A 26205-nucleotide genomic window follows, 5' to 3' on the forward strand; every position below is an offset into this window, starting at 1 on the left:
GATTATCATCATTGAAGTCAATAACAGATCGGTAATTAGTGTGACTTTTCTGCCATGATTGCTTCCATCTTGTTAAGATCGAGATCATGGGCATGATAGTTGATCGCTACCTTCTGAACGGGGCGAGTCATTTCCTTAAAGATCGCTGGTAAAACGGAAGTTAAATACGCTTTAAATTTAATATAGGATTCACCAGTCGAGCGTACTTGATAAGTGATTGGCACTTCCTTAACTCTAAATCCTTTTCTAACAAGATTTAATGTTAATACCTGAGCATAGTTGTAATCATGAATAATTTCACTGTGCTCCATCGCCTGTCTTGAAAAAACCCTCATTCCTGATTGGCCATCATAGATCCACTTTTGCAAAAGGAGTGATTGAAGAAACGTAAAACAATAATTGCCCAGTCGCCGATGTAATCGCATGCCATCAATCGTTCCTTTAAACCGAGATCCCATCACATAGTCTGCTTCGCCATTAAAAACAGGTTCGAGTAGGTCTGGTAATTGCCATGCCGGGTATTCATTATCAGCATCAAGCATAACGCCAATGTCTGCGCCAAGTTCGACTGAGTGAGAAATTCCTTTTCGAACCGCGGCACCAAGTCCTTGATTTGTTTTAAAAGAATAAATGTAGTCTGCACCCGCTGATTTTGAAACTTCTACAGTTCGGTCCGTAGATCCATCGTCTATCACTAATACACTTACGCGAACGGTAGGATGAATATCTCTTGGGATTTGTTTGATTACTTCCCCAATGGAATCCTCTTCGTTGTGTGCAGGTAAAAAAACAATGACGTGTTGCTTCATTTTATTACTTCTTCCTTCCTATCTTGAAAAGCTTCCTCTAAAATTGCTCCCCTACTATGCGATGGAATTGGAGCTCCAAGTAAATGTGCCACAGTCGGTGCAACAGACGTAAGGCTATGTTTTTCTTCGACAATTTTTCCTTTAGCAATCGATGGGCCATTTAAGAAAAATGGCACGAACCGTTCCCCTTCATCAAGATGGCCATGTCCCCCGATTCCATCTGCCTGTCCATGATCCGCGCACACAATCAAAGTTGTGTTTTCCATAAATCCATTTTCATGTAAGAAGTGAACATAATCTTCTACTAATTTATCCGCTTCTTCAATTTTTTGAATGTAATCATCATACAGTACACCTCTTGCATGTCCTGTTTGATCAGTACCAATTAGCTGTACCGTAAAGAAGTCAGGGTTTTTATCTAGCATAATTTGACGAGCACCCTCCATAATTTTCGTATCCGCCACATCATTGTTCATAACAGCCGTTACAGTATCAACATCATCACCCATCGCATCAACAAGGTGAGCAATTCCGAGAAGCCTTCCTGTCTTTCCAACCTTTCGTAGTGAATCAAAAATCGTTTCTACTTTTACACCTAGATTCCAAACCATATTGGACTTGATACCGTGCTCAAGTGGATATGTACCTGTCATCATAGAAGAAAAGCAAACAACAGTACGAGCTGGATAAACAGTTTCCATTTGACTGTATTCTGTCCCATTTTTCTTTAAAGAATCAAGGAATGGCGTGTTCGCTTCCTGAAATCGTTCTTTCCGCATCCCATCAATCACGATCATAATGACTCGCTCGTTTGTAGGAGTAAATTTCACTGGTTTTGTGTAATCCGATTTCACCGCTGGTTTCCAGTCAAACAGGTAATGATGAAGAATAAAGCTAAACAACCATATTCCTGCATAAAAGAAAGCAAGTGTTGTCCAATCAAACGTACCTCTATTCGTGAGAGAAGTTTCAACAACCGCGATCCAGATCGATAAAATTAACAAAAATTTAGGGAGCTGTTCTTGTGCGTTACCGCTCGTGGAATCACTATTCTTAAGTACCAACTTCCAGAAGCGAGTGAAGTTCAGCCAAGTTGTCCCAATACGAAGATGATAGTAGAACGTGCCCCAAAAAAAGACAGTAAAGAAAAAATAAAGACCGATCCCGAGCATAGCCGCTGATAAGGAGAACTGATCAAAAATCAATAAATATCCTACGAGAGGAATCCACAAATAATTTCGTAAAAATAAAGGATAATCATAAACATAATAAAGTACGAGAAGTGGTAAGACAGCAACGAATCCTAGAAAAAACGCTCCCCAAAACGCGCCCGAAGTCCACTGCGTAATAAATAATAACAACATCGTCCCCGTTACAAAAATAGGGGTAAATGGTTTACCTTCATTTAGAAGATTCCAGCATCTAGCTGCTATCTTTTCAAATCCTGAAGCTTGTTTCATGATGTTTCTCCTTTCTTTTTCATAAACGACCTCAACTCCTGAAATCGAAGAGGGTAAAGATAAAAAGCAACTAAACCGGCGACAAAAGAATAAGCATATTTAAAAGCATGAGTAACAAGCGCAATTGAAAAGGCCTCTTCCCATCCAATACCAACCTGATGAAGTGAGAAGCTCATCACACTTTCATAAGTGGCAAAACCACCAGGAGCAAGCTGGAACACCCCTGATCCAACTGATAAAGCGGTTACCCACATAGCGTCCAAATAGGCAAAGTGATGGTTAAAGCCAGCAACGGAATAAACGACGATTCCTTCAGCTATCCAGCTGAGACATGAAATGAGGAAGATAAGAACCATGTAAGGCGAGTATACTAGTTTCTTCATCATAGCGAACTGTTTGTACAAAAAACCCGCATTAGCTTTCTTTCTTACATACAGGATAAGAATTAATACGCTCACTAAACAGAGAGTTATCATTCCTAATAAAAACGTTGTACTAACCGTAATCCCAAAAAGTTCTGCACCAATCATGGCAAAAATACCAAGCCAGAAAAGATCAATCGCACGTAGGATGACGACAGATTGAATAGAAGTTGTCCACTGTCCTTTTTGTTTATGCGCAAGAACCCCCATTCGTACAGCTTCTCCTCCCTTAAACGGTAAAAGGTGGTTAAAAAACAAGCTGTAAAAGATTCCTGCCAAATAAACTCTCATGGAAATGGTCCTGTCAACAAGTATTCTCCAACATAAACCCCGTAATAAAAAAGAGCACGTATACCCGATAACCATTGCAAACAACAAGCCCGGGTTGCTGATTAACTCTTTAGTAAGGGTGGTTAGCGTAGTAACATTAAATTCATTTAACAGTAGAAATGCAAAGAGAGAAAGTAGTAACAAGCCAAATACCCATTTTATAATTCGTGATAGCTTTTTGCCCATTCAATTGTCCTTCTTATCCCTTCTTCAAAGGTTACTTCAGGAGAATATCCCAGTTCATTTCGTGCCTTACTAATATCTCCCCACGTATGTCGAACATCTCCTCGCCGAAACGTATCTTCTCTCACCTTCGCACTTGGAAAATACTGAGTAAGCAATTGGATCAACTTTGTGAGATGCACAGGTGATCCCGAACCTAAATTATAAACTTCAGATAAACCGTCCTGCTTAAAGGCTAACGTTATGCCCTGAATAATATCATCAATATAAGTGAAATCTCTTGATTGCTCACGATCATACACGGTGATCTCCTCGCCTTTTATCAACTTCTCAATAAAGAGAGGAATCGCCATGTCTGGACGCCCCCACGGTCCATATACGGTAAAGAATCGCAGTATCGTTAACTTAAAGCCATAGAGCGATTGATAAGCATGACAAAACGATTCTGCTCCTGCCTTCGCCGCTGCATAAGGTGATTTCACCTTCCCACTTGCATGCTCTTCCTTCACTGGACCCTCTTCTCGACTTCCATATACAGAAGAAGATGATCCGAACAAAACATGAGGTATACCAGTTTCACCCGCTGCACTTAAAACATTAACGACTACTTTGATATCCTGATCGATATAATCTAATGGATTTTTTAATGAATATTGTACTCCAGGAAGGGCAGCAAGATGAATCACTTTATCATAAGTGTAGGCTTTGAAATGAGCCAATGTTTGATCAGCATCTAACAAATCAAACCTATGTACACTTATAGGTCCATTTTTCTTAATTTCCTCTAAATGTTCTACCTTTCGCTCTACATGATAATATGATGAAAAATGATCAATTAGCGACACGTCATGACCAGCTTTTAAGAGCGTTTTTGCAAGACTACTACCTATAAATCCTGCCCCTCCAGTAATTAATACCTTCATACTATGCACTCCCGCTATACACTTCAATCTATAAAAACTTAATAACAAGAGAAATGGCCGCAATTAGCGGCCATTTCAATCTAAAACTATTCTACTACACTTTCTAGTGTGGTCAAAATTTGTTCACTTAGTTTATTTGCCTCTTCAGCATCGTTATTTGACACAGCATCAAACCAACTTTGTGCATCTTCGTACACGGCATTTGTCTCATCTTCACCTAGTGCTTCCATTAACGGCATTTCGATAGCTTTTAAGAAAACGTTGGCTTCCATTGCAGCCTCTTTTCCTTCAGAAAGATTGTTTTCATCTAATTCAGCTACTTTTTCATGATAGCCTTTAATTTTTCCAGCAAACGCTTTTTCGAACAAGTTAGATACTTCATCCGCTTTAATGGCCTCCGGATCATTGCTAATATCGAATAGCTCGCTTAGCTTCTGTGCAGCTTCTTCATCTCCGCCTGAGAGAGATCCTTTAATAGCTTGATAAAATCCAAGTGCTTCCGTTTGCATAATTTGAAGCTCTTCTGTTTCACCAGAGCTTACGGCTTCTTCAATTTTCTCAGCATAAGAATTCGCTGCCAAGTAGTAGCTCTTATAAATTGATTTATCAGTTACCTGCTTTGTAACAGCAAAGTTTTCCATATCTCCTTCAGAAAGAGCGTCTTCCTGTGCTGAAAGACCATTATTGATGTTTTCTACAAGACTAGAATCTCCTTCAAGTTCATAATAGGAGTCGCGTTTTTCTGCAGTAGGAACGAATACTTTCTCAGTAAGTAATTTTACTTCTTCAAAATGAAGCATCGCTTCTTCATCTTTTTTCGCGTCCTTCGCATCAATTACCGCTTGTTGAAGAGACTTTTGTTTCTGATAAAAGTATGACTGTGTGCCTTTATCAATCATTTGTCGCGCAACGTTTTGATCAAGCTCACCTGATTTACCCGCTTGTATACCCGTCGTGATAAAGGTATCAAATTCATTATCGATTTCATTCACAGCGCTTTTCAATTCGCTTGAGTAGGTAGATTCAATAAGGTCCCAGTCCACTTCTTCGTTTTCTTTCATTTTGTTCAGCTCATCCAACATCTTTTGATACGCTTCCACTTGCTTTGTAGTAACAGCGTTTTCAATCGTCATATCATTTGATTGAGTTTCAGATGATTGTGAAGCGGAATTTGTTTGTTCCTGAGAATTGCTACCTGTATTTGCAGCATTTTCAGAATCATTACCACATGCAGCGAGAACCGTAGCTGCAAGCGTAATAGAAGTAAATAGCATAGTTGATTTTTTCATTATGTAAAACTCCTTTTCGTCAGGTCGTTTATCCAAGATGATTATATCGAGAACGATTATCAGTGTCAATAGCATTTCTTTTGAAGACCCCACAAAAAAAGCATTCGAATCTGATTTACAGATTCGAATGCTTTGATCATTTTTCCTTATTGATGCTTAGAAAGTGTTTGTGCAAGTGCTTCTTTTGGTTGGAAGCCGACAACCTGGTCAACAACCTCACCATTTTTGAAAACGAGAAGCGTTGGGATGCTCATTACACCAAATTTGCTTGCTGTTTCCTGATTTTCATCAACGTCAAGTTTTACTACTTTCACGTCGCTCATTTCAGCGTCAAGCTCTTCTAGTACAGGAGCGATCATTTTACAAGGGCCACACCATGGTGCCCAGAAGTCTGCAAGAACGAGACCTTCACTTGTTTCTTGTGCAAAACTTTGATCTGTTGCGTGTACGATAGCCATACTGTATCTTCCTCCTTAAACATTTATCACTTGAGAATACCAGGTTAAGGCCGGTTGCCTCAGTGTGCTCTGCCATCTTGATATTTCATCAACTGGCACAAAATGAGTATATCATTAATCGTCTTTCTGATTCCATTGTTTTGACTTACATTCATTCTTCCCTATCTTTTAGAGAATAAAACGCTCCCACTAAAAACACGATTCTTAATTAACTTCATCAAAAAAGCGAGCTGTATTAGCTCGCTTTTATCTTAGCTTGTTTGTAAAACTTTTTTGAATTCCTGTGTCAGAAGTGGCACCACTTCAAACAAATCTCCAACAATTCCATAGTCCGCTACACTGAAAATGCTTGCTTCAGGATCTTTATTAATCGCTACAATTACTTTTGAGTTAGACATACCTGCTAAGTGTTGGATCGCCCCAGAAATTCCACAAGCAATGTAAAGATCTGGCGTTACCACTTTACCTGTTTGCCCAATTTGAAGCGAGTAATCACAATAATCAGCATCACAAGCGCCGCGAGATGCTCCTACAGCAGCACCGAGAAGATCTGCAAGTTCCTGTAGCGGTTCAAATCCTTCTTCACTTTTAACACCTCGACCGCCAGCTACAATTACTTTGGCTTCTGAGAGGTCGACACCAGAAGTCGACTTACGAACGACTTCCTTCACAATCGTACGGAGGTCTTTGATCTCTACGCTTTCTTCAAAAACTTCTCCGGAACGTGATTCATCGATCTCAAGAGCAGCAATATTATTCGGACGAATTGTAGCAAGAACAATGCCTTCTTTTACTTTTTTCTTTTCGAATGCTTTACCCGAATAAATTGGTCGTGTAAAGACGACTGCTTCTCCATCAAGTTCAATACCAGTAGCATCTGAGATAAGACCAGCATCAAGCTTACTTGCAAGTCGTGGCGCTAAATCTTTCCCCATTGATGTATGTGGCATTAAAATAGCATCAGGATCGATGCTCTCAACGATCTGCAAAAATGCTTGACCATAACCATCACTTGTATAATTTTTTAGTTTTTCATCTTCCACTTTAATGACACGATCGGCTCCGTAATGAAAAAGTTGATCTGTTAAAGAGCTCACATTTTCTCCAGCAATGGCTGCAATTACTTCTCCACCGGCTGCAATTTCTTTCCCTGCACCAATTGCTTCAAATGAAACATTTCGTAATTCATTGTCACGCGCTTCTGCAAATACGAGAACTTTTTTGGCCATGGTTGATCCCCTCCTATATAACTTTCGCTTCCTGGCGAAGTAATTTCACTAATTCTTCCACTTGATCTCCAATTTCACCTTCAAGTACTTTTCCAGCTTCTTTTTTAGGTGGCAAATAGACTTCGATTGTTTCTGTTTTAGCTTCAATTTCATCCTCATCGACATCAAGATCATCATAATCAATTTCTTCTAGAGGCTTTTTCTTTGCTTTCATGATCCCTGGGAGCGATGGATAACGCGGTTCGTTTAGCCCCTGCTGAGCTGTAACAAGCAATGGGAGTTGCGCTTCAACAACTTCCATGTCCCCTTCTACATCACGTTCCATTGTAGCCGTTGTTCCATCAATATCGAGCTTCGTAATCGTGGTTACGTAAGCGATTCCAAGTTTTTCAGCAAGGCGTGGACCGATTTGACCGGTGCTGTTATCGTTTGATACATTTCCGCCAAGAATAATATCGTATTCTTTATCCTCGAAATAAGCTGCAAGAAGGGCGGTCGTCGTATACTGATCACTTTCATCAAGATCTTCATTGTTAATGAGGACGGCTTTATCTGCGCCCATTGCTAGAGCTGTACGTAGCTCTTTTTCAACTTCTTCATCCCCAATGCTAACCACTGTTACTTCTCCACCATGATCGTCGCGTAGTTGAATCGCTTCTTCTATCGCATACTCATCATATGGATTGATGATAAATTCAACGCCTTCTTCACTAATTTTCCCATTTTCAATAACGATTTTTTCCTCTGTATCAAATGTTCTTTTCATAATGACATAAATGTTCATATCTTTATCCCTCCCTGAAATAATTCACCTTATTTATCTTGAAAGTTTGGCTGACGCTTCTCGATGAACGCTTGAATTCCTTCTTGTCCATCTTCTGAAGCGAATGCTTTTCCAAAATACTCTCGTTCTTTTTGAACGCCTTCATCAAATTTTTCTGTTTTTGAATAAGTAAGTAGTTTAAGAGCATAGCTCACAGCTACAGCGCTTTTCTTAGCAATTTTTTCAGCGAATTCTTTCGCTTTTGGTAAAAGGTCTTCCTCGCTATATACCTGATTCGCTAAGCCCAGTTCTAATGCCTCGCGTCCTGAGATGGGTTCACTGGTTAGCAGCATTTCAGTTGCTTTTGCTTTTCCAACTAACGCGGGCAGCCGTTGTGTACCTGCAAATCCAGGGACTAAACCTAGCTGCAGCTCAGGTAGACCTAGCTTGGCATCTTCTGTTACGAAGCGAATATGACATGCCATTGCTAGTTCTAGCCCTCCTCCAAGCGCAGCACCATGAATAGCAGCGACAATCGGTTTTGAGAACGCTTCCATTTTGTCGAATAATTGTTGCCCATAGCTACCTAGATCCGCAAAGCCTTCTTCAGTGCTAACCGTTGTAAATTCTTTAATATCAGCACCTGCTGAGAAAAATCTTCCTTCACCAGAAATCAAAATCACCTTTGTCTTAGGGTCGTCTTCAATTAGAGTGAACGCCTCCGACAATTCTCGCAAAACGTCCGAAGCCACAGCGTTAGCTGGAGGACGATTCAACGTAATATGTGCTACTTTGTTTTCATTCGAAATGTTAATGAACTCCACTTCTCCACTCCTCTCAGAACTTTACTATCCCGGTCAAAGCCGGGATATCTATTTATTTGCTTAAGCCGTTAATCAAAAGGTGATGAAGCGGCTTAGCAAGTGGTTCCAATTCGAACTTGTGGTCTTTCATGACCCAGTTTGTGACGGTTTCATCAAGTGTTCCAAAGATCATTTGTCTAGCGAGGCGAATATCTAATTCCTCTATAAATAATCCTGACTTAATCCCCTCATGCAAGATGTGATCCACAAGCGTTAAGTATTTTTTTAATACTTCGCCGATTTGTGCGCGAAGAGCTTTGTTCGTCTGTCTTAATTCTAACTGAGTTACAATTGCAAGTTCATAGTCAGAACCAAGATGTTTGAAATGCATATCGATCAGCGTAAACAATTTATCCATTGCATTCTCTTTTTTCGCAATTTGTTCTTCTGTCTTATCGATAAAGCTTCCCATTTTTTTCTGAAATAACGAAATGAGCAGATCTTCTTTATTTTTAAAATAAAGATAAATCGTACCGTCTGCCACTCCAGCTTCACGCGCTATTTTAGATACCTGCGCCTGGTGATACCCATTCTGGGCAATGACTACAACGGCTGCATCAATAATCTTATCGTATTTCGGACCCCTTTTTTTCCCCTTTTCTACCATATGAAGTTCTCCTTTATTCTTTATCCGGCACTCACATAAAAATGAATGAGTGTTCATTCATAATCTTATTGTAGCGATATGATCACAACATTGTCAACATTAGATTTCTGAACGAGCGCTCGGTTGGAATCAGGAGCTTTTTCGCAAGTCAATCATACCACAAAAAAGCAGAAATGTGCGAATTTTTCCAGAATAATCGTAACTTTTTCTATCATTCTAAGGATATAAAAGAAAACCAACCGCTAAAGCGATTGGTTTTCTTTTGCTCTCTCTTCATCGACAAGCACTCGTCGCAAAATCTTCCCAACTGTCGTTTTAGGAAGCTCCTCCCTAAATTCATACAATCTTGGCACTTTATAAGCCGCTAAATAGCGACGGCAATGCTGATTTAACTCATCCTCTGTTACATGTGCAGTGTTCTTTAACACGACAAACGCTTTTACCGTTTCACCGCGATAAGCATCCGGTACACCAATAATCACAGCTTCTTGAACAGCAGGGTGCTCATATAAAATTTCTTCAACTTCTCTAGGATATATATTATAACCGCCAGCAATGATCATGTCTTTTTTTCGGTCCACGACATAGAAGTAACCTTTTTCATCTCGATAAGCCATATCTCCAGTGTATAGCCAACCATCTTTTAACACAGCTGATGTTTCATCTGGTCGATTCCAATAGCCCTTCATCACTTGAGGACCTTTTACAATAAGTTCTCCTATTTCCTTTATCTCAGCCTCTTCATCAGCTGCATTGACAATCTTCGCATCCGTATCAGGCCACGGAAGCCCTATGCTCCCAACGACTGTACCATCCAAAGGGTTGGAATGAGTAACAGGTGAGGATTCTGTTAACCCATAGCCCTCAACAAGGCGACCGCTTATTTTTTCTTGAAAATTTTGTTGAACTTCAATTGGAAGCGGAGCTGATCCACTTATACAAGCCTTGATTGATGATAAATCATATCGATCAATATCAGGATCATTCAGTAAAGATATATAGATAGTGGGGGCGCCGGGGAAAAGAGTCGGTTTTTGTTTTTGGATTGTTTTCAACGTATCCTTTGGCTCAAATTTAGGAAGAATGATCATTTTTGCCGCATACATAATTGATAAATTCATTACGCAAGTCATTCCATACACGTGGAAAAATGGGAGAATTCCTAGCACACGTTCTTCACCATACTTCGCATCATGAATCCAGTGCTTACATTGCATTGTATTAACCACAAGATTGAAGTGAGTGAGCATTACCCCTTTTGCAAGACCCGTTGTACCGCCGGTATATTGAAGAAGAGCAAGGTCTTCTTTTACATTAACATCTATCTCTATCTCTTCATCCTTACCAGATGCTACCCATTCTTGAAACGTATGAATTTGATTTGTAGAAGGCATTTCCACAAGCAATCCTTGTTTCTTCTGTTTTTGTACTAAAGGATAAAGCATATTCTTAGGAAATGGTAAGTAATCTTGGATTTTTGTTACAATAATATGCTGCAATACCGTTTGATCTTTTACCTTCAAAACCTTAGGTAAGACGAGGTCAAGGCATATCATCATATCTGCTTGAGAATCTTTTAGCTGATGTTCAAGCTCTCTTTCCATATAAAGAGGATTCGTTTGGACAACGACCCCTCCAGCCATCAGAACAGCATAATAACTAATAACTGCCTGAGGACAGTTTGGCAGCATAATCGAAACTCTACCACCCTTTTTGAGACCATTTTCACGCAATGAATTTGCGAGACGTCTTGAGCGCGTATGAAGTTCTTGATAAGTTAGTTCTTTTCCAAGGAAATGAACGGCTTTTTTGTTAGGATGCTTTGAAGCTGCATCAACAAGATAAGCATGAAGAGGCTTTTCCTCATATTCAATTGAGGTCGGTACTCCTTCTTGATAAAAATTAAACCACTCTTTTTCGGGCATGTTCATCATTTTTTCATCAACCTCCCTTTCACGTCTCCTTCCAACCAAAAATCTCTCTATATGATAATTATAATGAAAACGCTTCAATTATCCTATCTTTTTTTGATTTTTTTGAATACAATGGCATTTTCCGTCGTAAAAGGGAGACAAGTTTAGTAAAATAGTTTGGTTTCATACAAAGCGTTTCATAGCTTTAATCAAAAAGGATGATCTGTCCCAAGCCTCTTAATTGATCTATATCTAAAGAAAAGAAGAACAGGACCGGCCTGTTCTTCTTTTCAATCAAACAAAATAAATCAAATATATAATTCCCGCAATAAAAAAGATCCCTGATACGACCATTAGAACTTTCCATAATGTTTCCATAATGTGCTCCTCTTACGAAATCCCTGCACCAATGACAAAGGACAGTCCAATCGAAATAACCATTGATATAAATCCTACTGCCCGATTATCCGCTGCAATTTCTTTATCGATTCGAAATTTAGGTGTCAAAAATTCAAAAGTAAAATACCCAATTAACAATAAAACAAAACCAAAAACGCCCCATCCCATCATTGTGACGAGAGAATCGTTGTGCTCAATCGAAAAGCGAAAAATGTTGGCGATTCCAAAGATTTTCCCGCCTGTAGCCATAGATACGGCGAGGTTTCCTCTTTGGATTTCTTCCCAGTTACGATAAGATGTCACAAATTCAAAGACTGATAAAAACACGATCATGCAAACAATGACAACACTATAATTTGCTGCGGTTTGAAATGCTACACTATCCCAAAGTTGTTCCATCGTGTAAAATCCTTTCTCTACTTCAGTTCAACGACGGTCACACCACCGCCACCTTCATTCATACCACCCATACGAAGGTTTTTTACTCTCGAATGACGTTTCAACCATTCATGAACACCTTTTCTTAGGGCTCCAGTGCCTTTTCCGTGAATGATTGAAACCTGATGATATCCAGCAAGTAAGGCATCATCAATGTAGCGCTCTACTTCCATTTGTGCATCTTCGTATCTTTTGCCTCTTAAATCGAGCTCCGTTTTAACCTGGCTATTATTTCCTCGCACCGTAACGAACGGTTTTCGTTCTACTGCTGGCTTGGATTTAATTGCTTCAAGATCATTTGCTTTTACCGTCATTTTCATAATTCCTAGTTGAACCTGGTATTCGTTCTTTCCTACTTTTTCGACGATATGTCCTTTTTGATTAAAACTAATTACTTTTACTTCATCACCAGGTTCATAAGTTTTTGCCTGCGCTTTTTTCGGTTTCGGCTTTGAAGACCTCAATTCAGGCTTTGCATCCTCAAGCTGTTTCTGGGCATCAATTAACTGATGCTCTTTTACCGCGCCTTTTTGGAAAGTACGAAGATCGTGAATAATTCTCTTGGCCTGCTCCTGTGCTTTCTCTACTTCTTCGGCGGCTTTCTGTTCCGCTTCTTCAAAGAGTCGTTCACGCTGCTTTTCAAATTTCTCAAGCTGTGATTCCAGATCTTTTTTTAGTGATTCTGCTTCTTTTCTTAGATCAGACGCTCCCTGTCGATCCAATTCGGCCTGTTTCTGGCTATCTTCAAGGGAGGAAATCATTCGATCCACCTTATTGCTTTCGCTAGAAATTTGCGACTTAGCATCATCGATAATATCATCCATTAGGCCAAGGCGTCTTGAAATTTCAAATGCATTGCTTCGACCAGGTACGCCAATTAATAGTCGATAGGTAGGGCGTAACGTCTCTACATCAAATTCTACACTCGCATTCATAACACCTTCACGATTGTAAGCATACGCTTTTAATTCGCTATAATGGGTCGTTGCAATCACTCTCGATCCACGGTTATACACATAATCAAGGATTGAGATCGCTAGTGCAGCACCTTCCTGTGGATCAGTTCCCGCACCAAGCTCATCAAAAAGAACGAGACTATTGTGATCAATATTTTTTAAAATCTGAACAATGTTCGTCATGTGAGAAGAGAATGTGCTCAAGCTCTGTTCAATAGACTGTTCATCACCAATGTCTGCAAAGATATTCTGAAAAACTGCCATCGTGGAGCCTTCATCAGCCGGAATATGTAATCCGGATTGAGCCATAAGTGTAAGAAGACCAGCAGTTTTAAGCGTTACGGTTTTCCCTCCCGTGTTTGGCCCTGTGATGACGAGTGAAGAGTAATCTTTGCCAAGGTAAAGGGAAGAAGGTACAACTTGATCTTGAGGTAGAAGCGGATGACGGCCCTGCCTAATTTCAAGTTCGCCTTCATCATTCATCGAAGGGTTTGTTGCTTTTAATTCATTTGCATATAGAGCACGTGCAAATATAAAGTCAATATCGGCTAACACCTCGACATTGTGTCGAAGCGTATGAGAAGCTTCTGATACGCTTCCTGTTAGCTGAGTTAAGATCCGCTCGATTTCAAGCTTTTCTTTCACTTTTACTTCTTTCAACTGATTATTGATTGAAACAACCGATTGAGGTTCAATAAATAATGTTGCACCCGAAGATGATTGATCGTGAACCATTCCACCAAATGAACCTCTGTACTCCTGCTTCACTGGAATCACGTAGCGTTCATTTCGAATCGTAACGAGCGCATCAGAAAGCATTTTTCTTGTGCTTGACGAGCGAATGAGACTTTCTAACTTCTCTCGGACGCGTGACTCAAAACTTCGCAGCTGCGTTCTTAAGCGTCGTAATGCATCGCTCGCTGAATCGAGCACTTCTCCATCCTGATCGATACAGGCGTTAATTTCTTTTTCAAGATCCGTCTCTGGTATAATTTGGTGAACTAAACCTCCTAGAAGAGGTAGCTCAACACCATCATCAATCATATTTTCAAGAAAGGTTTTAAAACGACGTCCTCCATAAATAGTGCTGGAAATATCGAGTAATTCAGAAGGATTTAACGTGCCACCAATCTCAGCGCGCTTCACACTTTGTCTAATGTCACGTATTCCTCCTAGCGGAGCCTGTCCGCGAAGGCGAATCACTTTTCTTCCTTCTTCTGTCCCTTCCAACTGATGATTCACATCTTCAAGTGAAAATAAAGGCGTCAATTGTTCAACTTTCTGCTTACCTAATGAGGATGAAACGTGTTTCCCTAATCGTTCTTTTACTTTATCGTATTCAAGTAGCCGTAATACTCTTTTCTGCAATGGTCGTTCCTCCTAAAAAACGGAATATAATTAGTGATGCCGATGAAAGAAAGCTTCCAGATCTTTTGGCGTATACGTATTTAAGACGCTCTCTTTACGCAGCCATCCTCTTCTTCCAGCTGCTACACCAATTTCCATATGTTCAAGCATGTCCATATGATGGGCATCTGTATTTATCATTATTTTAACATGATTGTCTTGTGCTTTTTGAAGCCATTCAGCTGCAAGATCTAAACGGTTTGGATTCGCATTTAACTCAAGTGCAGTTCCCGTCTCTTTTGCAAGTTTAATTAGCTTATCATGATCCAGAGCATACCCGTTTCTTCTTCCAAGTAATCTCCCAGATGGGTGTGCGATAAGATCTACATGGTGGCTTCTGAGCGCTGTTTCAAGCCGCTTCATAATCGTATCTTCGTCTTGAGAAAAGGACGAATGAATTGAAGCGATGACGAAATCCATTTCAGCAAGCAGCTGATCGTCATAATCTAGTGTACCATCTGGCAAAATATCCATTTCGACTCCAGCAAATATTTTGAAGTCTGTCCATTTTTTGTTCAGTCGGTTAATTTCTTCTCTTTGTTCACGTAACCTCTCTGGTGTTAATCCATTTGCAACTTTTAAATACTGTGAATGATCCGTAATTGCGATATAAGAATAGCCCTTATCCCTAGCACGTTCAGCCATATCTTCTATCGTATATGCCCCATCGCTCCAGGTAGAGTGCATATGTAGGTCACCTTTAATATCTTGTAATTGCACGAGATCAATCTTGTTTTTCTCTGCTTCTTCAATTTCGCCACGATCTTCACGAATTTCTGGGGGAATATAAGCGAGCCCAAAATGACCATAAAATTCTTTCTCATTTTCAAACGTGATGACTTCGCCTGTTTCAACAGACTCTACTCCATATTCACTAATTTTCTCGCCTTTCTTCTTAGCAATTTGTCTCATCTTCACATTATGAGCTTGTGAACCAGTAAAATGGTGTAGGGTTGAAGCGAATTCTTCTGGCTTTACAAGTCTAAAATCTACCGAGACACCATATTCATCATCTAGCTCAAGCGTGATTTTCGTATCTCCTTTGACGATGATTTTTGAAATCCCTTCTAGTTCAAGGAGTTTTTCTGATACATCAGCAGAAGCAGTCGTAGCAATAATAAAGTCGAGGTCTTTAATGGTTTCCCTCACACGACGCAAACTGCCTGCCCGTGCAAACTTTTCGATTTGCTCCAATTCACTTAGTTGTCGTTCAATCTTTTCTGCAAGTGGAAGCATGTAAGCAATTGAAAGTCGCTCAGGTCGTTTTCCTGCTTCTTCGATCGCCTCTAAGATCTTCTCCTCACTTTTCTTTCCAAACCCAGGAAGTTCTTGAATTTGTTGCGCTTCACATGCGTTTTTTAATGTAGCCATATCAATAACACCAAGTTCTTTGTAGAGCTTAGCCAGTTTTTTTCCACCAAGACCTGGTAATTTCAATAAAGGTACAAGACCAGACGGCACTTCATTTTTCAAAGTCTCAAGCGTTTCTGACTCGCCATTTTCAAGAATCTCGTTTATGACCGCTGCCGTCCCTTTTCCAATTCCATTAAGCTCAGCCGGATCTTCAATTTGTTCCATGCTCCGATCATCCGTTTCCAGCGCACGTGCCGCCTTACGAAAAGCTGATATTTTAAAAGGATTTTCTCCTTTAAGTTCCATATAAACCGCAATATCTTCTAAAAAACGAATCACATTCTTCTTATTCATCCCATACTTACCTCCATAAAAAGATCATTACTACTATCGTATCCATAAACCCAAACAAATCCAATTATTTTTACTTGAAAAGCGGAAGCGCCTTGCTTATCCCCGACAAGCATAAGACGAGCCTATATGTGGCGCTCTTTGCCACAATTAGGATTGGCTTATGACCTCGAGGGGATAGGCGCTGCAGCTAGACATGAAAAGCGGAAGCGCCCCGTTTAGGTCCGACAAGCGCTGGAACCATTCGATTTGAACACGCTCTTTGTGTTCAGAGCGAAAGGTGAAGCGACTCGAGGACCTGGGCGCTGCAGCTAGACATTGAAAAGCGGAAGCGCCCCGTTTAGGTCCGACAAGCGCTGGAACCTTTGTATTTACAAACAAATAACCCTTCTAGTTGAAGGGTTATGCGACATGGGTACTCCATAAATCTTTTATTTGTTCCGTTAACACCGGGGTATGTTTAACGATGCTTTCTGCAAGAAACGAATTTGAAATAGCTGTTTGGACCGTTTCATTTGGTACAAGTGCTGCAATAAATAGAAACAAGAACACGACAATATATACTTCTACAAACCCTAGCACTCCTCCGAGCCAGCCGTTCACTGTTCTTAAGATAGGAAGATCAGCAAGAAAGTCGAGCATCGATCCGATAATTTGCATGAGGATTTTGGTACCAAAGAACAATAGCGCAAACGCAATACCACTATAATAGGTGGCTTCTAAATTAATCGCTTCAAATACCATCGCAGTTGAAGAAGCTTCGTTTCCAAAGGATGGATATGGGATCCACAGCTTCAGATGAGGCGCAAGATCTTTAAAATACAGATAGGCCACTATAAACGAAACGATGAATCCAACTAAATGAACAACTTGTAGGATCAGCCCTCTACGAAGACCAATAAGAAAACCTCCTACCAACACTATAAAAAGAATGAGATCAACCATCTATCGTTATTCCTCTTCTCTCAGTTTTTTCTTTAAATCTTCAAGCTCTTTCTTAATCATGACGTAATCATTCACAATATTCACCGCTGTTAATACAGCAAGTCGCTTTGTATCTAAATAAGTATTTATTCCTTTAATCTCATTCATCTTCTCATCGACTAATTTCGAGACTTCAAGGATATGTTGATGACTTTTATCACCGACGATTGTATATTGTTCACCATAGATTTCCACAGTTGTACGAACTTTACCACGACTGTCTGTCACCCCATAAGCCTCCTATCACGAGAAAGAATCCTAACTTGTATCATAGCACGAAAATAAGTGTTTTTGAAATACAGCGCTCCCCAACCATTCTTCTTGGTTAACAGATTCTGATATAATAGGATGCAAGCATAGTTCACAAAGGAGTTTTGTTATGTCACAGGTTGTATTAACTGTATCACCTACCATTATGAATGAAATTAAAAAGAAATACAACAGTCACTTAAGCGATAAACAACCGCCAGGGAGCGTCTTCGTAGCGAAAACGTCAGCCTGTACTATTACAGGCTATAAATCTGGAAAAGTCATGTTTCAAGGGGCAGCTGCAGAGCAAGAAGCCAAACAATGGCAATCGAGCGGAACAGTGAACCCCAAAAAGCCTACTGGATCAAAAAAGAAAACAGTTGGTGACCACCAATATGCCCCTCCGCCCACTATCTCAACACTATCAGCAATCGGAAGTGATGAAGTTGGTACAGGAGATTTCTTTGGTCCAATGACCGTCGTTGCAGCTTATGTTGATCAAAACCAAATTCCGCTTTTAAGAGAACTTGGTGTAAGAGATTCTAAGGGGATGAAAGATCCAGAAATTATAGAGATTGCACGAAATCTAATAAAAACGATCCCATATAGCCTTCTTATTCTTCCGAACGAAAAGTACAACAACATGCAAAGAAAAGGAATGAACCAGGGTAAGATGAAGGCTCTTCTACATAATCAGGCCATTCAGAATGTAATACGGAAAGTAGACGGCTACGATGCGATTTTAATCGATCAGTTTGCAAAACCAGAGATTTATTTTAATTACTTAAAAGGTCAATCAACGGTCATAAAAGAAAACGTCTATTTCGCCACAAAAGCAGAGGAAATCCATTTAGCTGTTGCAGCTGCTTCAATCATTGCTAGATACTCCTTTGTGATGGAAATCGATCGGCTTGGGAAAGAAAACAATGTGAAACTTCCGAAAGGAGCCGGACCGGCGGTAGACCTTGCAGCTGCTAAATTAATTCAAAAGAACGGCGATCAAGTACTTGAAAAAATAGCCAAGATGCATTTTGCCAATAGCTTAAAAGCGAAGAAAATCGCAGATCAAGCTCGGCATTAGAATATCCACAAAAAAGAGCTGGCTCAAAGTGAGCCAGCTCTTTCATATTACAAATAGAGTTGTGGTGCTTCTAACCCATCCTCAGCTAGGAGCATGACAGAAGTGAAATATTGAAAGAAAAGATCACGGTCTACATCGTCGACAACGATAACTTCACGGCCTGTTTTATCAAGTACCGTTCTCCCCTGGCTTACGCCGTCCTTTTCAACACGACAGTTTACTTTTCTCGAGTGAATGAAAGACTGAGGTGTGACAGAAACAGTTGTAAGCACGTCCCATAAGTAGTATGTCGAATTGGTTTCAACATGAACAAGCGGGGGACACATCGCATAACATTGCCCGATAAAATCGACCCCTATTTCTTTTCGCTGTGCTGCCCACATGTTTCTAATATCATTTGTTAATGGAACCTGATTCGTACTTTCAAGCGCCACCATTTCAATCGTAATTAACGTATCAAAGACAGTCGCAACAGCTTCTGGATCCCAGAACGCATTCCACTCTGCCGTCCCATCGTGCTCAGGTTCTTCCACATTTCCTGCTCCTAAAAATGTGCCACCCATCCACACTAACTTTTCAATTTTTTGTTCAATCGCTGGTGCTACTTCTAACGCTCTAGCAAGATCAGTTAAAGGACCAGTAAAAAGAAGCGTTATCGGGTCTGAACTGCTCTCAAGTACATCAATCAGATGCAGATGAGCAGTTCTTTCTGACATTGGCGTATTTACTTGATTTGATTCATTAAGAATCGGTAGTGCATCAACGTAGAAAGCATGCATACGCCACTCCTTAGGAAATGGGTTAATCCCTCTAGAGTTTGAAGCTGAAACATTTAAATCAATACCCTTTCCGAAACGGTCAATGATTTTTCTACTCGCTGAAACAGCCGGTTCTAAATAGCAATCAGCTGGAATAACTGAAACGCCTACAAGTTCAACCTCATCCATGTTCAGCAATAAAAAGAGTGATGCTAAGTCATCCACGCCACCGTCATGGTTAAAGTACACCTTTGTTTTCTCCATTTATATCCTCCTGTACCAAACTCTCATGTCCTTTACTACCGTCTCTACCAAACGCCATTTTTATGAAAATTCATTCACTCGTAGTCCTATTATTTCAGGTAACAGGGTAGAAACGTGCAGGCCAATTCCCGACATATATGAGTTTCCATTATTTAATCACTTTGTACTCTAACAGAGCGCGAATAAGGAAGCAACATGTATTATTTTGTCGAACGCTTACATATAGGAAGGGAATATTCAAAACATTGTTACTTTACTAATAGGTCTTGCTACCTATGAAATCTTCTGATAGATTGATGAATACAACTTCACATTTATCTCTATATAATTTTGGAAATAGGGTCCAAAGAGTATCTACCCGGCGACCGAGAATTGCTGGACTATAGGGAAAGTATGGCATCGTCGATTAGACAAGTATGTTTTGTTTTTTCGTGCCGGACTTCTTCCTGTAAACTCGGACTTTTCTATAAAGGACGGGTTTTTTATTTACCCAATTTTTATTTGTGAAGCAACAATTCTTTTTCAGGGGGAATCAGACATCATGAGTATTTTAACAGGACTACTCTCTATTATCGGCGTCCTTGCAATTGCATGGTTAATGAGTAACAAGAAAAAATCAGTAAAGTGGAGAACGATCGGGGTCGGTATTCTTATTGAAGGTCTTTTCGTTCTATTCGTATTAAAAGTTAATGCCGGGAAGGTTATGCTAGAAAAGGCTTCCGCTGCTGTACAAAACGTTATCAATTATAGTAACGAAGGGATTCAATTTGTATTTGGAGGATTATATGAACAAACAGATTTAACGTTTGTTTTTGCGATCAATGTCCTCGCCGTGATTATCTTCATTTCAGCTCTAGTATCAGCACTTTATTATATGCGCATCATTCCTTTAATCGTTCAAGTTATTGGTGTAACAATTGGGAAATTAATGGGTACAACAAAAGTTGAAACGTTCAATGCTGTCGGAAATTCGTTTCTAGGCCTAGCAGAAGCACCTTTACTTGTAAAACCTTATTTGAAGATGCTTACGAGATCAGAGATCTTTGCCATAATGGTAGGTGGTACAGCTTCTGCAAGTGGAGCCATTCTCGTCGGCTATTCGCTTATGGGAATTGAGCTAAAATATTTATTAATCTCCGTCTTTAGTGTTCCTTTCGTCTCGCTTGTTATCTCTAAAGTGATGGAACCTGAGACTGAAGTATCACAAACAAACGATAAAGTTAAAATGAAAAGATCTGAACACGCAAACGTTTTTGAAGCGATTGCGGAAGGTACGGTAAGTGGAGTCATGCTTGCCCTTAACATCGGTGGCCTTCTGATCGCTTTTATAAGTATCCTAGCTGTAGTTAACGGCATGTTAGGTGTAGTAGGAACAGACCTTAGCACCATATTAGGTTATATTTTCTATCCATTCTCACTACTTGTCGGTATTCCAGCAGATGAAGCCTTTCGCGCTGCCTCCATTATCGGCACAAAAATGTCGATTAATGAATTTGTTGCCTTTCAAAATTTAACGGCAATTCAAGATCAGCTCTCTGATAAAACAGTCGCCATTCTTTCTGTAGCGCTATGTAACTTTGCCAACTTCTCATCCATTGGTCAATTAATCATTGGGCTTGGCTCACTTGAACCTTCAAAGCGTTCACAAGTATCAAAGCTTGGATTAAAAGCGATCATTGGCGGAACTCTTGCCTCCTTTATTACTGCTATATTTGTTGGAATGTTTATGTAAAACATGCATTAGAAAAGCCTCCCTGTTAGGGAGGCTTTTCTTACTATTGACGAAGTGCAGCTCCAAACTGTTCTTCTACTGCTTTAAGAACACGGTCATGCGCTTTCTTTACTTCTTCTTCCGTTAACGTTTGTTCAGGATTGTAATATCTGAGAGAGAAAGCTAGTGATTTTTTCCCTTCATCAAGATGTTCCCCCTGATAGACATCAAACAATTGAATCTCAACAAGCTTGGATCCACCCGCTTCTTTAATGACGCGCTTCACTTCACCTGCTTCAAGTGACTCGTTTACAACGAGCGCAACATCTCTTGTAACCGATGGGAAACGAGGAAGCTTCTTGTATTTAAGATGAGTAACATCAGCTTTAAGTAATTTCTCAAGATTGATTTCAAAGACGTATGTTTCACTTAAATCAAGTTCTTTCTCTACTTCAGGATGTAGCTGGCCAATATATCCGATAAGCTCTTCATCGAGATAGACAGCTGCTGTGCGACCCGGATGAAGCTTAGGCTCTTCTGCACGTGCGAAGGTGAGACGATCTTCCACACCAAATTCTACAGCAAGTTCTTCAAGAATTCCCTTTACAACAAAGAAATCTGCCGCTTTCTTTTCTTTTTGCCACAGATGCTCTTGCCATAGTCCTGACACGACACCAGCAAGATGTTCTTGTTCAACCGGTAGCTCATCACCTGGTAAGAATACAGAAGCTGTTTCATAGAAAGCAATATTCTCTAACTGACGGTTTCGGTTATATTGAGCAACCTCTAATAAGTGAGGGATTAAACTCGTTCTAAGTTCACTTCTTTCTTCACTCATTGGCATCGCCAGACGAACAGCTTCTACTGACTCATCAGAGAAGAAATGGCGCTTTGATGGTGAAGTAAGTGAATACGTTACCGTTTGGTATAGACCTGCACCTTCAAGCGTACGTCGAACATGGCGGCGTTTCCCCTGATATTCTGACAACTGACCAGGTGTACTTTCTGTGAGGGGTAACGTTGCAGGAACATTATCATATCCGTAAAGACGTCCTACCTCTTCGATTAAGTCCTCTGAAATTGTAATATCCGGGCGACGTGGTGGTACTTGAACCGTAAACGTGCCACCAAAATTTTGATAAGAGAATTGCAAACGCTCAAAGATTGCAGCAACTTCTGTTTCAGTAATTTCCGTTCCTAGAACTTGATTAATTCGATTTACTTCAATGCTAACGTCAAGAGCTTCAATTGTACGAGCACCTTGCTCAGCAATGCCTTTTAGAACTGTACCTCCAGCAATTTCTTGAATAAGCTGAGCAGCACGTTCGCTTGCGCCAACAACGCGATTTCGGTCAATCCCTTTTTCGAAACGAGCACTTGAATCACTTCTGAGTCCGAGGTCTTTCGATGACTTTCTGACAAGCTTACTATTAAAATAAGCGGCTTCAAGTAGGATCGTTGTCGTATCCTCTTGCACTTCAGAGTCAGCCCCACCCATTACACCAGCAACGGCAACAGGTTTTGAACCATTTGTTATCACAAGATGTTCACTTGAAAGCGAACGTTCCACATCATCCAGAGTGACAATTTTTTCACCTTCAGTTGCTCGGCGGATAACGACTTCCTTTGATCCAAAGCGATCATAATCAAACGCATGAAGCGGCTGGCCATATTCAAGTAAAACGTAGTTTGTAATATCAACAACGTTATTAATTGGACGAATACCAGCAGAAACAAGACGGTTCACAAGCCACTGTGGCGAAGGTTTTATCGTTACGTCTTTCATAACGGTAGCCCCGTAATAAGGATTATCTCCTTCATTTTCTACACGAACTGACACATAGCCTTCTACGTCTTCATCCGAGCGAACAAGCTCTGGTGACGGAAGTTCAATCGAACGATTCAATACCGCACCCACTTCATAAGCGACACCAATCATGTTCATCGCATCCGCTCTGTTCGGTGTAAGACCCAGCTCAAGAACTTCATCATGAAGGTTTAAATATTCAAGGGCATCTTCCCCAGGTGTCACATCTTCACTAAACACAAAGATCCCATCAGCATATTCCTTCGAAACAAGTTTACTTTCAATTCCAAGTTCTTGTAATGAACAAATCATACCATGTGAGGCTTCACCGCGTAATTTTGCTTTTTTAATTTTAAAATTTCCCGGAAGGACTGCGCCAACCGTTGCAACAGCCACATATTGACCTTGCGCAATATTTGGTGCGCCGCAAATAATTTGGACTGGTTCTTCCTCACCAATCTCAACCTTACAAATATTCAGCTTATCAGCATCAGGATGTTGCTGACATTCAAGAACGTGACCAATCACCACTCCGCTAATTCCTTTATTAAGCTGTTCAACTGTCTCAACCTCTATACCACCTTTAGTGATCAGGTCTGCCAGTTCATCAGCTGAGTAACTATCTAAATCTACATACTGCTGTAGCCAATTCATTGATACAAGCATTTATTCTCCTCCTAACCTTCAAATCGTTCTATAGTGAGTTAAATTGTTTAATAAATCTACTGTCATTTGTATAGAAGTGACGGATATCATCAATGCCATATTTCAGCATTGCAATTCGCTCTGGACCCATTCCAAATGCAAAACCAGTCACTTTCTCCGGATCAAATCCCGACATACGTAGTACGTTAGGGTGCACCATGCCTCCACCAAGAATTTCAATCCATCCAGTTCCCTTACAGACAGAACAGCCGTTACCACCACAATTAAAGCAGGAAATATCCATCTCTACAGATGGTTCTGTAAATGGGAAGAAACTAGGACGAAGGCGAATTTCACGTTCTTCTCCGAACATTTTCTTCGCAAAGGATTGAAGAACACCCTTTAGGTCACTCATTCGAACATTTTCGCCAACCATTAACCCTTCAATCTGCATAAATTGGTGAGAATGAGTTGCGTCATCCGTATCACGTCGGTAAACTTTCCCCGGCACGATGATCTTTACTGGGCCTTCACCATTTAACTTCTCCATTGTTCTTGCTTGCATTGGTGATGTATGCGTACGTAGTAACGTTTCTTCAGTAATATAGAAGGAATCCTGCATATCACGAGCAGGATGATCTTTTGGAAGATTTAGCGCTTCAAAATTGTAATAGTCTGTTTCAACTTCTGGTCCCTCTGCAATTGAGAAGCCCATACCAAGAAACAAGTCTTCAATTTCTTCAATTACCCTTGTTAATGGATGATGGTTTCCTCTTTTCACTGGACGACCTGGAAGAGAAACATCGATCGTTTCCTTCTTTAATCTTTCTTCTACGGCTGCTTTTTCTAAACGAGCAATTTTCTCCTCAAGTTGATCCGAAATCGCATTTCGTATTTCATTAACGAGCTGCCCCATTTTAGGACGCTCTTCTTTTGACAATTTCCCCATACCTTTGGAAATTTCGGTAATCGGTCCTTTTTTCCCAAGAAACTTCACTTTGATATCCTGTACTTCCTTCATGGAAGAAGCTTGCTGTATTTCCGACAGCGCTTCTTCTTTTAACGCTTGTAAACGTTCTTGCATCGTTTCAACCTCCACTTCATATTCGTGTTACTCTCTTTTGACAATAAAAAAATCCTCGCTCCCCAGAAAGGGGCGAAGATTTGATTTCGCGGTACCACCCTAATTCACCGATAGGTTTCAACTATCAGCCTTAAGCAAAGAATAACGGCTTGTAAACCGATCCGCTTTCGAACGAACAAAGCGGCAACTCCAGAGTGAATTCGGCAACGTCCCTATAGAAATGCTTCCAGTCACGGCATTTCCTCCCTAAATAGGCAGTGGCAGCTTACTACTCTCTATCATTGTTTTTATCATATATAAGTTGCTTTTAATTATAGAAAAAAAATGCTATATCTGCAAGTGCAATTATGAAGGAAGTAGCCCATACATCAGAATTCCAGCAGCAACAGCAACATTAAGCGACTCCGCTTTTCCATAAATCGGGATATACACGTTCTCATCAGCAAGATTTTGAAGCTCTTCCGATACGCCATTTGCTTCATTCCCTAGAATAACTGCAAACTGAGAACGTCCTTTTAAATCATCATAAGGAGTTCCCCCACTCACTTCTGTGGCATAGATCGGCATGTTAAGCTCTTTGAACTTTTGCACTTCTTCTACAAGATCTGCTTTTTTTACAGGGAGGTGATAGATAGACCCCTGAGTAGAACGGAGCACTTTACTATTATAAGCATCTACTGTTCCATGCCCAAGTAGAATGCCGTCGTAGCCAGCACTATCCGCTGTACGGATCATTGTTCCTAAATTACCTGGATCCTGTATAGCATCAAGGAGTAAGAATCTCCCTGCACTTGGGAAATGAGGTTCCACCATTTCACATACAGCCATGATTCCCTGCGGCGTTTCGGTATCCGTTAATTCTTGCATCACTTTCTCAGTTACAGTATACACAACAGGACGTTCTTTAAACGGATAGATAGATACATCATTGCCTTCCGTTACAATCACTTCAATAATTGGCGCTTCAAACTTCGCCGCCTCTTCAACGATATGCGGTCCTTCAATGAGATAGCTTTGAGCTTTCTCTCTCCCCTTACGCGTTTGGAGCTTTTTCCAATCTTTCACTTTTTGATTTTTTGCGGATTCAATAATCATTATGCTCTCCTTCAGTTTTCAATGTTTCTATTATAAAGGGTTAAATGGGAAGATTCCAATAGTACTCATGAAATTTATTGCATTCGCTCATACTAATGATGCTTGATCCAACAAGCGAATGAGAAAGGTGAGGTGGAAAGCATGGACCTTAACTTACGAAAAGCAATTCTCGCCAATATTAATGGCAACAACGAGGAACAGATTGAAGCGACGATCCTCGATGCCATCCAAAGTGGCGAAGAGAAAATGCTCCCTGGACTAGGTGTTCTTTTTGAAATCCTATGGAAAGAAGCACCTGAAAATGAACGAGAGCAGATGCTCTCTTACATGGCTCAGGGTGTAAATTAACGAGCAAAATCCGGTGGCCAAGGCCA

General features: G+C 40.4%; 23 protein-coding genes, 2 riboswitches and 1 other annotated feature. Of the genes, 3 read left to right on the forward strand and 20 right to left on the reverse strand.

Features of this window, described 5'->3' with window-relative positions; all coding sequences use genetic code 11:
* Positions 1 to 35 precede the first annotated feature (35 nt).
* The 16 genes from ATG70_RS11610 to zapA all read right to left on the reverse strand — a co-directional run bounded on the left by ATG70_RS11610 (position 36) and on the right by zapA (position 17365).
* Positions 36 to 809 carry a glycosyltransferase family 2 protein gene (locus tag ATG70_RS11610; RefSeq protein ID WP_098444458.1) on the reverse strand — a complete coding sequence of 258 codons (774 nt, stop codon included), beginning with the start codon at positions 807 to 809 and terminating at the stop codon, positions 36 to 38.
* Positions 806 to 2269 (reverse strand): alkaline phosphatase family protein, encoded by a 1464-nt coding sequence (locus tag ATG70_RS11615; RefSeq protein WP_098444459.1) that lies wholly within the window; start codon positions 2267 to 2269, stop codon positions 806 to 808. The genes ATG70_RS11610 and ATG70_RS11615 overlap by 4 nt, the downstream gene beginning before the upstream one ends.
* Complete coding sequence (locus ATG70_RS11620; RefSeq protein ID WP_098444460.1) at positions 2266 to 3207, reverse strand: lysylphosphatidylglycerol synthase transmembrane domain-containing protein; 942 nt, start codon at positions 3205 to 3207, stop codon at positions 2266 to 2268. The genes ATG70_RS11615 and ATG70_RS11620 overlap by 4 nt, the downstream gene beginning before the upstream one ends.
* A complete protein-coding gene (locus tag ATG70_RS11625) occupies positions 3180 to 4127 on the reverse strand; it encodes a GDP-mannose 4,6-dehydratase (protein WP_098444461.1) in 948 nt (315 codons plus the stop codon). Before ATG70_RS11625 ends, ATG70_RS11620 begins: the two co-directional genes overlap by 28 nt.
* Positions 4128 to 4213: 86 nt before the next feature.
* Positions 4214 to 5416: a hypothetical protein gene (locus ATG70_RS11630; protein WP_098444462.1), complete on the reverse strand. Its 1203-nt coding sequence runs from the start codon at positions 5414 to 5416 to the stop codon at positions 4214 to 4216.
* A gap of 146 nt (positions 5417 to 5562) precedes the next feature.
* On the reverse strand, positions 5563 to 5874 hold the full coding sequence (trxA, locus tag ATG70_RS11635; protein WP_098444463.1) for a thioredoxin: 312 nt from the start codon (positions 5872 to 5874) through the stop codon (positions 5563 to 5565).
* 251 nt (positions 5875 to 6125) lie between these two features.
* Entirely contained in the window at positions 6126 to 7103 is a 978-nt protein-coding gene (locus ATG70_RS11640; protein WP_098444464.1) for an electron transfer flavoprotein subunit alpha/FixB family protein, read from the reverse strand.
* A 13-nt stretch (positions 7104 to 7116) separates the two neighbouring features.
* Positions 7117 to 7887, reverse strand: a complete 771-nt coding sequence (locus tag ATG70_RS11645; protein WP_098444465.1) for an electron transfer flavoprotein subunit beta/FixA family protein — start codon at positions 7885 to 7887, stop codon at positions 7117 to 7119.
* Between the two features lie 29 nt (positions 7888 to 7916).
* The gene (locus ATG70_RS11650; protein ID WP_098444466.1) at positions 7917 to 8690 is read right to left on the reverse strand and encodes an enoyl-CoA hydratase; all 774 of its coding nucleotides are present in this window, start codon (positions 8688 to 8690) and stop codon (positions 7917 to 7919) included.
* 52 nt (positions 8691 to 8742) lie between these two features.
* Positions 8743 to 9336: a TetR/AcrR family transcriptional regulator gene (locus tag ATG70_RS11655; protein WP_098444467.1), complete on the reverse strand. Its 594-nt coding sequence runs from the start codon at positions 9334 to 9336 to the stop codon at positions 8743 to 8745.
* Positions 9337 to 9578: 242 nt separating this feature from the next.
* A complete protein-coding gene (locus ATG70_RS11660; protein WP_373560783.1) occupies positions 9579 to 11267 on the reverse strand; it encodes a long-chain-fatty-acid--CoA ligase in 1689 nt (562 codons plus the stop codon).
* Positions 11268 to 11639: 372 nt separating this feature from the next.
* Positions 11640 to 12047 carry a DUF350 domain-containing protein gene (locus ATG70_RS11665; protein WP_098444469.1) on the reverse strand — a complete coding sequence of 136 codons (408 nt, stop codon included), beginning with the start codon at positions 12045 to 12047 and terminating at the stop codon, positions 11640 to 11642.
* A gap of 17 nt (positions 12048 to 12064) precedes the next feature.
* The gene (locus ATG70_RS11670; protein WP_098444470.1) at positions 12065 to 14410 is read right to left on the reverse strand and encodes an endonuclease MutS2; all 2346 of its coding nucleotides are present in this window, start codon (positions 14408 to 14410) and stop codon (positions 12065 to 12067) included.
* Between the two features lie 30 nt (positions 14411 to 14440).
* Entirely contained in the window at positions 14441 to 16156 is a 1716-nt protein-coding gene (gene polX / locus ATG70_RS11675; RefSeq protein WP_098444471.1) for a DNA polymerase/3'-5' exonuclease PolX, read from the reverse strand.
* A gap of 399 nt (positions 16157 to 16555) precedes the next feature.
* Positions 16556 to 17098 carry a CvpA family protein gene (locus tag ATG70_RS11680; protein ID WP_098444472.1) on the reverse strand — a complete coding sequence of 181 codons (543 nt, stop codon included), beginning with the start codon at positions 17096 to 17098 and terminating at the stop codon, positions 16556 to 16558.
* Positions 17099 to 17104: 6 nt separating this feature from the next.
* Positions 17105 to 17365 (reverse strand): cell division protein ZapA, encoded by a 261-nt coding sequence (zapA, locus tag ATG70_RS11685; protein WP_098444473.1) that lies wholly within the window; start codon positions 17363 to 17365, stop codon positions 17105 to 17107.
* Positions 17366 to 17516: 151 nt separating this feature from the next.
* On the opposite strand from zapA, the gene rnhC reads away from it, so the two are divergent.
* Positions 17517 to 18467 (forward strand): ribonuclease HIII, encoded by a 951-nt coding sequence (gene rnhC / locus ATG70_RS11690; protein WP_098444474.1) that lies wholly within the window; start codon positions 17517 to 17519, stop codon positions 18465 to 18467.
* A 47-nt stretch (positions 18468 to 18514) separates the two neighbouring features.
* On the opposite strand, the gene ATG70_RS11695 is transcribed toward rnhC, so the two are convergent.
* Positions 18515 to 19489 (reverse strand): nucleoside hydrolase, encoded by a 975-nt coding sequence (locus tag ATG70_RS11695; RefSeq protein ID WP_098444475.1) that lies wholly within the window; start codon positions 19487 to 19489, stop codon positions 18515 to 18517.
* A 61-nt stretch (positions 19490 to 19550) separates the two neighbouring features.
* Positions 19551 to 19650, reverse strand: a riboswitch (purine riboswitch).
* Positions 19651 to 19789: 139 nt separating this feature from the next.
* A riboswitch (purine riboswitch) is annotated at positions 19790 to 19892 on the forward strand.
* A gap of 138 nt (positions 19893 to 20030) precedes the next feature.
* Between ATG70_RS11695 and ATG70_RS11700 the strand changes: the two genes are divergently transcribed.
* Entirely contained in the window at positions 20031 to 21221 is a 1191-nt protein-coding gene (locus ATG70_RS11700) for a NupC/NupG family nucleoside CNT transporter (protein ID WP_098445797.1), read from the forward strand.
* Between the two features lie 43 nt (positions 21222 to 21264).
* On the opposite strand, the gene pheT is transcribed toward ATG70_RS11700, so the two are convergent.
* The 3 genes from pheT to ATG70_RS11715 form a co-directional block, all read right to left on the reverse strand.
* Positions 21265 to 23673, reverse strand: coding sequence for a phenylalanine--tRNA ligase subunit beta (gene pheT / locus ATG70_RS11705; RefSeq protein WP_098444476.1), 2409 nt, complete (start codon positions 23671 to 23673; stop codon positions 21265 to 21267).
* A gap of 28 nt (positions 23674 to 23701) precedes the next feature.
* Entirely contained in the window at positions 23702 to 24736 is a 1035-nt protein-coding gene (gene pheS / locus ATG70_RS11710; protein ID WP_098444477.1) for a phenylalanine--tRNA ligase subunit alpha, read from the reverse strand.
* 65 nt (positions 24737 to 24801) lie between these two features.
* Positions 24802 to 25027 (reverse strand) — a binding site (T-box leader).
* Positions 25028 to 25081: 54 nt separating this feature from the next.
* On the reverse strand, positions 25082 to 25834 hold the full coding sequence (locus ATG70_RS11715; protein WP_098444478.1) for a TrmH family RNA methyltransferase: 753 nt from the start codon (positions 25832 to 25834) through the stop codon (positions 25082 to 25084).
* 138 nt (positions 25835 to 25972) lie between these two features.
* On the opposite strand from ATG70_RS11715, the gene sspI reads away from it, so the two are divergent.
* A complete protein-coding gene (gene sspI, locus ATG70_RS11720; RefSeq protein WP_098444479.1) occupies positions 25973 to 26179 on the forward strand; it encodes a small acid-soluble spore protein SspI in 207 nt (68 codons plus the stop codon).
* Positions 26180 to 26205 lie beyond the last annotated feature (26 nt).

The sequence above is a fragment of the Bacillus sp. es.036 genome, from assembly GCF_002563635.1.
GTDB lineage: Bacteria > Bacillota > Bacilli > Bacillales > Guptibacillaceae > Guptibacillus.